10 protein-coding genes are annotated in these 6,480 nt (G+C 36.7%); 1 reads left to right on the forward strand and 9 read right to left on the reverse strand.

The genetic code is table 11. The features are described from left to right. Nucleotides 1-246 (reverse strand): DUF6090 family protein (locus Q0X77_RS15095; protein WP_297798650.1); only part of this gene is annotated, 246 nt, incomplete at its 3' end. Between the two features lie 62 nt (nucleotides 247-308). Then, nucleotides 309-1,061 (reverse strand): DUF6090 family protein, encoded by a 753-nt coding sequence (locus Q0X77_RS15100; RefSeq protein ID WP_297798651.1) that lies wholly within the window; start codon nucleotides 1,059-1,061, stop codon nucleotides 309-311. A gap of 582 nt (nucleotides 1,062-1,643) precedes the next feature. Here Q0X77_RS15100 and Q0X77_RS15105 point away from each other — a divergent pair. Further along, complete coding sequence (locus tag Q0X77_RS15105; protein ID WP_297798652.1) at nucleotides 1,644-2,108, forward strand: CBS domain-containing protein; 465 nt, start codon at nucleotides 1,644-1,646, stop codon at nucleotides 2,106-2,108. Nucleotides 2,109-2,316: 208 nt separating this feature from the next. On the opposite strand, the gene Q0X77_RS15110 is transcribed toward Q0X77_RS15105, so the two are convergent. From Q0X77_RS15110 to Q0X77_RS15140, 7 genes are all read right to left on the reverse strand, one after another. Then, nucleotides 2,317-2,607: a DUF2188 domain-containing protein gene (locus tag Q0X77_RS15110; RefSeq protein WP_297798653.1), complete on the reverse strand. Its 291-nt coding sequence runs from the start codon at nucleotides 2,605-2,607 to the stop codon at nucleotides 2,317-2,319. Nucleotides 2,608-2,642: 35 nt separating this feature from the next. Next, complete coding sequence (locus tag Q0X77_RS15115; RefSeq protein WP_297798654.1) at nucleotides 2,643-3,149, reverse strand: cupin domain-containing protein; 507 nt, start codon at nucleotides 3,147-3,149, stop codon at nucleotides 2,643-2,645. Nucleotides 3,150-3,185: 36 nt separating this feature from the next. Then, a complete protein-coding gene (locus Q0X77_RS15120; RefSeq protein WP_297798655.1) occupies nucleotides 3,186-3,713 on the reverse strand; it encodes a hypothetical protein in 528 nt (175 codons plus the stop codon). Nucleotides 3,714-3,879: 166 nt separating this feature from the next. Next, on the reverse strand, nucleotides 3,880-4,398 hold the full coding sequence (locus tag Q0X77_RS15125) for a DinB family protein (RefSeq protein ID WP_297798656.1): 519 nt from the start codon (nucleotides 4,396-4,398) through the stop codon (nucleotides 3,880-3,882). Between the two features lie 122 nt (nucleotides 4,399-4,520). Further along, nucleotides 4,521-4,898 carry a DUF2200 domain-containing protein gene (locus Q0X77_RS15130; RefSeq protein ID WP_297798657.1) on the reverse strand — a complete coding sequence of 126 codons (378 nt, stop codon included), beginning with the start codon at nucleotides 4,896-4,898 and terminating at the stop codon, nucleotides 4,521-4,523. A 191-nt stretch (nucleotides 4,899-5,089) separates the two neighbouring features. Next, nucleotides 5,090-5,602 (reverse strand): hypothetical protein, encoded by a 513-nt coding sequence (locus Q0X77_RS15135; RefSeq protein ID WP_297798658.1) that lies wholly within the window; start codon nucleotides 5,600-5,602, stop codon nucleotides 5,090-5,092. 553 nt (nucleotides 5,603-6,155) lie between these two features. Beyond that, nucleotides 6,156-6,480 (reverse strand): hypothetical protein (locus Q0X77_RS15140; RefSeq protein WP_297798659.1); only part of this gene is annotated, 325 nt, incomplete at its 5' end.

A 6,480-nucleotide genomic window follows, 5' to 3' on the forward strand; every position in this document is an offset into this window, starting at 1 on the left:
CGAAATCATTCTGCTGTAATTATGCTCTAAGGAAGTCAAAAGCTCCGTTAATATTTTTCGTTCCTGTATTCTTTCTTTTTTGTATTCATTCCAATTATTCACCTGTAATGCTATCAGAATCCCAATCACAACAAGCAGTATCTCTCCAACTGCATACAGCAGGTATTTACTAAACTTGCCTGCCCGCCCATTTGGCGGGTTTTCAGTTAGCAAGCGTTGACGTATTTGACGGAAAAAGCGTAGCATGGTTTGAGGTTGGTTGCGGGTAAGTTAGTAATTTTAATCATATCAAATAGGCAGTTACAAGCTTATTCCAACTGTTCTAGCCGTTTTATCAACTCCTCAGAAAGCACTTCCAATTCCTTGAAATACCCAAGGAAAACTCCATGTTTGGTTCCATAAAGACCGGCTGTATAGGTGATGGCTTTAAATTCGCCGGAAGATGGGTCGTTCAAGTACCCAAACTCTTCTTCAAATGCTAAATCGATCTCAAGGTAGGCTTCCATGATATAAATATTGGGCGCCTTGTCTACCATGATATTTAAGACATCTACCGTATATGCATTGAATTCGGCAATATGCTTGGCAGCCTCTTCACTCTTTCTGTAATAATCCAGAAGTAACGACTTTAATTCGGGATTGGTTATTAATTCCAGTTTGCCAGCGTAAAGCATTTCGGAAATGGTAGAATTTTGCGTGGTCATCATTTCTGAACTGTCAAATTCTCGAAATAGTTCCATCATAGCATCCGCATCCGCAATTGAATGTTGTTTGTCAAACAAGCTGTTTAGAAATTCATCACTTGAGGCAATGAATTGGTTAGCATCATCAATTCGTCTTTTGAAATAGGCGTTATCAACCATGAGGTCTTCCCGGATTCTGGACAAGAAGTTCAACTCCGATCTACGCTCTTGCCGGTACTCATTCCAATTATTCACCTGTAATGCTATCAGAATACCAACAACCACTAACAGTATCTCACCAATAGCATACCTCATGTATTTTAAAGGCTTATTGTCGTCTGCTAGTTTTTTACGTATGCGTCTAAAAAAATTAATCATAGATTTATTATTAATGCCCGCGTGGCAGGCAGGCCCATTCGCTAAAAACATTCACGGAATGTTTTTTTAACGCTCTGTCCTCTAAAGAAGCCAATCATGAGAAGAAAAGTTGGTTGTTCTTTCTAAGGTAAGAAATTATTAAACAAGGCCGATAAACTCCATCTGGTCCGGGCATCCTGCTTCTTTGAAAAAACAAGGTTTTTAAAATTCCAAATCACAAGCACCAGATGACAAGCACCAGATGACAAGCACCAGATGACAAGTACCAAATCTCAAATTCCAATCCCCCCCGCTAGCGCGAGCATCTTGCTCGTGTTGAAAATCAGATAAGCCGGACTTGTCCATCCCTCCGCTAGCGCGAGCCTGCCTTGTCGGCAGACAGGCATCTTGCTCGTGTTAAAATTAGTATCCCCGGAACATGTTACTATTAGCGGTTACCCTGGCTGAAATTGCCAATTATATAATACTGATAATCAGGTACTCGCAGACGATATAATGTATATTTTTTCTTAAAAGTTTGCTATTTTTTAGGTTATTTTTCCCAGATATAGTAACTTAATAGAATACCAAAAAACAAATACTATGGGAATTAAAAGTTTTCAAGGTCGCAGAATGTCAGAGCCATCAGGGGATGAAATACCATTTAAGGTAAGTGATTTTATGACAAAGAAATTAATCACTTTTAAGCCGGAACAGTCTATGCAAGAAGTTATTGAAATACTGATATCCAATAGAATTTCCGGAGGCCCGGTGGTGAATGAAGAGAACGAGTTGATTGGTGTTATTTCCGAGGGTGACTGTATTAGTCATATAAGTAAGAGCAGGTATTATAATATGCCTCTTGATGATGCAAAGGTAGAGGATAGTATGATTAAAAATGTTGAAACCATTGACGGAGACATGAATATTTTTGATGCCGCCAATAAATTCCTTGAAGCCAAACGACGACGTTTTCCAATTGTTGAAAATGGTAAATTGGTCGGACAAATTTCTCAAAAGGACGTTTTAATAGCGACTATGAACCTTAAAACTGAAAATTGGAAATAATTCTGTGTTTTCATTATTTGAAGTTGTAAAGCTCTGTTTTTGTGCAGTTCATTTCAATTGGGCGGAGGTCTGTATTGGCCAAAATTTTATAGCGCTTAATTTGCACTAAAGAGCGATTTTTGGATTTAACTTCTTGGTGTGTTTCAATTATCATCACAAGGATTATCATAAGATTATTACGCCCTCCCGTCCATAAAATTATTACCCTCTAATCATACCCCATCCGATCTCTTATCGTACCATCTGCTCTGTGCACAATAACATCAGCCTTATATTTTTTAGCAATTCTTTTGGCTTTTCTGATGGCCGTATCCTGGCGTCGGTGTTTAGACGTGATACGTTTATTACCCTCACGCCGTACGGCCCAACCTTTTTCGTGAGGCACCACATGTTGATGATAGGTTCTCCTTCGTGAACTTTTACGTGAACTTTTAAAAAAAACATCGACAATCTGATCCAATAGATCTAGCCAAAAATTGGCCTTATTTTGGTTAGGCATGTTGTACTATGGTTTAGGTTTTATTGTACACTTTTTTATTCCTCATAAATGTCAAATTTTTCAGAGATGGACTTCATCAATACTTCATTAGAAAAATCATCCTCTGTCATCTTAGAAAGCCGTTCTAAAAAAATGTCGAATTCACCGTTCTTAAATATCGTTAGCATTTTTCCTCCATTTTTACAATTAGCTTCATGCCAAACTTTTGGCGGAACAGTGATGGTATCGCCTTCTTTGAGGATTGTTGTTTCGTTATCAAAAATGAGTTCCAGTTCACCTTCTAACATGTAGAAAACCTCTGTCATTATTTTATGATGGTGCCGATTTAAATGAAACCCGGGTTTTAAAGTGTCTTCGATTATACATAACTCTCCATTCGTATCTCGTGATGAAAGCTTAATAAAGCAATGATCCTGAGCGTAATTGTAATTTTCTCCTTCTCCTTTTCTGATAAAGCTTATTGACTTCATTTTCATTTTTTCTAAATTATTGGCAACAGGTTGGCTAAACTGCGTTTTATGCTTACGCCGAAGCTTCAGCATAGGTGCTAATACATTTTAGCTTTTGTTGTGCACAGTTTAGTTCTGAGTAAACATATCCAGTTCATTTATTCCGTTAGCTTTGAGGTAATCTTTTTCTCCTATATTGTTCGCCTCATTCGAATCATAATCCATTAATATCTTCCATTCATCCTTTTCTTTTATAAAAAGGACATGAAATTGACCATAATAGGCTTGCTGATTCTTCTCATTTTCGATTCTGACCAGTTTGTATATGCCTCTTTCGCTTGCAATGGAATCATTATTAATTCTTTCAAAGAATCGTAGTGAGATCTTGTTTGAAAAGTTATTTTCTTTGGCTTTCTCAAAATTTGTTTTATAGTTGTTTATGTAAGTTTCATACTCTAGTATCCTTTTGCCACCTGATATTCGGATCAATTTATTTGAATGAATCTCAGCCATCAGTTTATAATCCAACGAGTCATATGCCAGATAAAATTTCTTCCAGACCTTATTGATTTCTATGAGATTATTCAGAGATTGAGAATTACCCTGATTTGCGAATGCAACTAAGACTAGAATTAAGACAGTAAACTTGTTAAACATAAGGACTATATTTTTTAGAATTGTGCACAACAATGGTATATTATTATTGATGATATACCACCTATAGAACTAAGATAGTACAACAAATATTATAAGTACAATACATTTAAAAACAAGACCCGCATTTTGTAGAGCTATAGATGTTTTAGTGATCTAGAACAATGAGTTATTGAAACAAAACATATCTGGGCGGAACGAGTCCATTTAGTCTCATATAAACAAGCATTTGTGCTCTGTGGTGAGTTACGTGGTCTGCAAGTAATAAGAAAATTTGTCGTTTTGTCCTATTCAATCCGAAATAGTCTAACTCATCATCAAATTGAGTTGTATCAAATTGTTTAATTAAATCAATTGTAGCAATCATTTCTTTTTTAGATTTATTTGCAACCTTAAAAATTGTGTCTGTTTTCCAATCCCTGGATTCTCGTCCACCTAATAATGACTGACTATGCCAATCTATTGCATAACCTATATGCATTAAATTTTCAGCAAAGGTCAATGATTCCGGCGATGCTCTAAAGTCATATTTGTCCTCTGGCATTGTTTCTGCGACAAGAATTAAATACTTACGGGAATTTTCTAATCGATCCAAATAGTCCTTGGTAAAACTATCCTGTTGAGCAAACAGAGGTGATGTAACCAAACTAAATAGCATAAAGGTTGTTAGAATATATATTTGTTTCATAATGTCTTAAATTCCTATTTTTTCGTTCAGAGTTAGTTTCGCAAAGAATGACAACGGTTTGTGTATGTGGCGTAGCTGCGTTTAGCAGCTATGAACATCATACACCTTGTTAACACCAGTTTTTATTTTTTTTCTTCACGTAAAATTTTCTCCATTTTACGACCTCTTGCCAATTCATCAATCAGCTTTTCCATACGCCTACATTGTCTATACAATTCAAATTCATCCTCTATTTCTTCAATTCGATAACCACAAACTACTCCTTTAATAAGGTGTGCATTTGGATGTATTTCTGCTCTTTGAAAAAATGTTTCAAATGTTACTTTCTCTTCAATAAGCTCTTGTATTTTATCTTCATCAAATCCAGTTAGCCATGCTATTACTTGGTTCAGTTCTTCCTTGGTTCTTCCATTCTTCACCAATCTATTTAAGTAAAGTGGATAAATAGATGCAAATATCATTTTTGCAACTTTTTCATTTTTCTCAGCTGTAACTTTCATCTTTATTTGATTTTAAATTAATTGATGATAACGGTCTTGGCTATGATATTGTCACGCCCGTGGCGTGATGAACCCACCAGAGGCGGGCGCGCCCGACTGCGGAGGGCAGGCCCGCCTTAGGAGGGCAGGCAGGTTATAGCCGCTGTTGGCAAGCGTAACTCAATCTTTAATTGGATTAAATATTTATTGCCTTACTCATTAGGTTGATTTTTAAGTCCAAAGCCGAAATCTGAAATAGTGCCAGTGTTATATTTGTCGAATTCCAGGTAAAGATCTGCGAAGAGTGAGTTCTGATAGCGGAATGGTTTGCAACCGGGTTGTTCAAAAAATTGAGAAGCTTCTTGCGCAAAGATTTTCCATTCTTTAAGTGGCAGGTTGCCTCTCTTGTAAAGCTTGTAAAGTTTCCACCATTGATTAGCATAGCATCTAAGAATGAAATTAAACTGAACAATTTCTGTTGATGTAAGTGTATCTGGTTTTTGGCATCCACGATCAAGCAGAGAGGCAAGTTCAGGGTGGCTTGCTACAACTACATTAATATCATTAAAGCCAGTCATGGTGCTTTCATAAGTTGATGTAGCTACTGTTGCTGTATTTTGTTTTAGCTGTATTGCCAGATAAATCAAAGTAATTAATACTGCTAAAGCACCAACTATTTGACCTATTGCCGAGATAGCTTCCCAATTCATAATAACTGTTTCCAATTTATATAGTTAATTAATAATGCTTGCCAACTTATTTGTAAAGATGTAAAATATAGCTATACATACCCAATTTGACCTATAAACAGTAAATCTGTATAGCTTTTATATGGAATTCCAAATCCAATGGAATTAAGCTTAAGGGTGGCTTAAAATTCCTACAAAACAGTTAATAAAACAAGGTTAAATAGATAAATTTTTATATGAGGGAATAGGAGTTATTGCAGACATTAAAGGGTAATGGTTGTCCGCATCTCCGCCAGGAGATGTTGTTGGCACTGATTATGATCAGTTTGCTGTAAATAACCTGCTGCACTTCGTCGTCCTCTTCCATCCTTTAGATTTCTCAATCGGTACTTCGCACCTCATATCGAAATGACATAGAAGTTTTGTAGAACGGTATTCCGGGATTTCTTTGACCTCCCTTCGTACTTCTTAACTTCTTACTTCGTGCTTCATTCCTACTTACCTCGTACTTCTTTCCTTTCTTACCTCGTACCTCATTCAGATTTCTCAGTCGGTACTTCGTACCTCTTATCGAAATGACTGTTTGGGTTTAAAATAAGCTGGTGTAACGTATAGCTGTCATTTCGAACCGCACGAAGTGCGCGTGAGAAATCTCAAAATAACTGTTTTCAATTACACTTGCATGCATTCTGGATTTCTCAATCGGTACTTCGTACCTCATATCGAAATGACATAGAGGTTTTTTCGAACGGTATTCAGAGATTTCTTTGACCTCCTTTCGTACTTCTTTTCCTTTCTTCCCTCGTACCTCATTCAGATTTCTCAATCGGTACTTCGCACCTCCTATCGAAATGACATAGCGGTTTTGTAGAACGGTATTCAGGGATTTCTTTGACCTCCCTTCGTACTTCGTA

This window comes from uncultured Eudoraea sp. (assembly GCF_947258925.1).
In the GTDB taxonomy this organism is placed as follows: Bacteria; Bacteroidota; Bacteroidia; order Flavobacteriales; family Flavobacteriaceae; genus Eudoraea.

Excerpts from the sequence above, each read along its gene's own strand:
- Q0X77_RS15115 (WP_297798654.1), bottom strand. The coding sequence starts at position 3,149 with ATGCTGAAGCTTCGGCGTAAGCATAAAACGCAGTTTAGCCAACCTGTT.
- Q0X77_RS15125 (WP_297798656.1), bottom strand. The coding sequence starts at position 4,398 with ATGAAACAAATATATATTCTAACAACCTTTATGCTATTTAGTTTGGTT.
- Q0X77_RS15110 (WP_297798653.1), bottom strand. The coding sequence starts at position 2,607 with ATGCCTAACCAAAATAAGGCCAATTTTTGGCTAGATCTATTGGATCAG.
- Q0X77_RS15100 (WP_297798651.1), bottom strand. The coding sequence starts at position 1,061 with ATGATTAATTTTTTTAGACGCATACGTAAAAAACTAGCAGACGACAAT.
- Q0X77_RS15105 (WP_297798652.1), top strand. The coding sequence starts at position 1,644 with ATGGGAATTAAAAGTTTTCAAGGTCGCAGAATGTCAGAGCCATCAGGG.
- Q0X77_RS15120 (WP_297798655.1), bottom strand. The coding sequence starts at position 3,713 with ATGTTTAACAAGTTTACTGTCTTAATTCTAGTCTTAGTTGCATTCGCA.
- Q0X77_RS15130 (WP_297798657.1), bottom strand. The coding sequence starts at position 4,898 with ATGAAAGTTACAGCTGAGAAAAATGAAAAAGTTGCAAAAATGATATTT.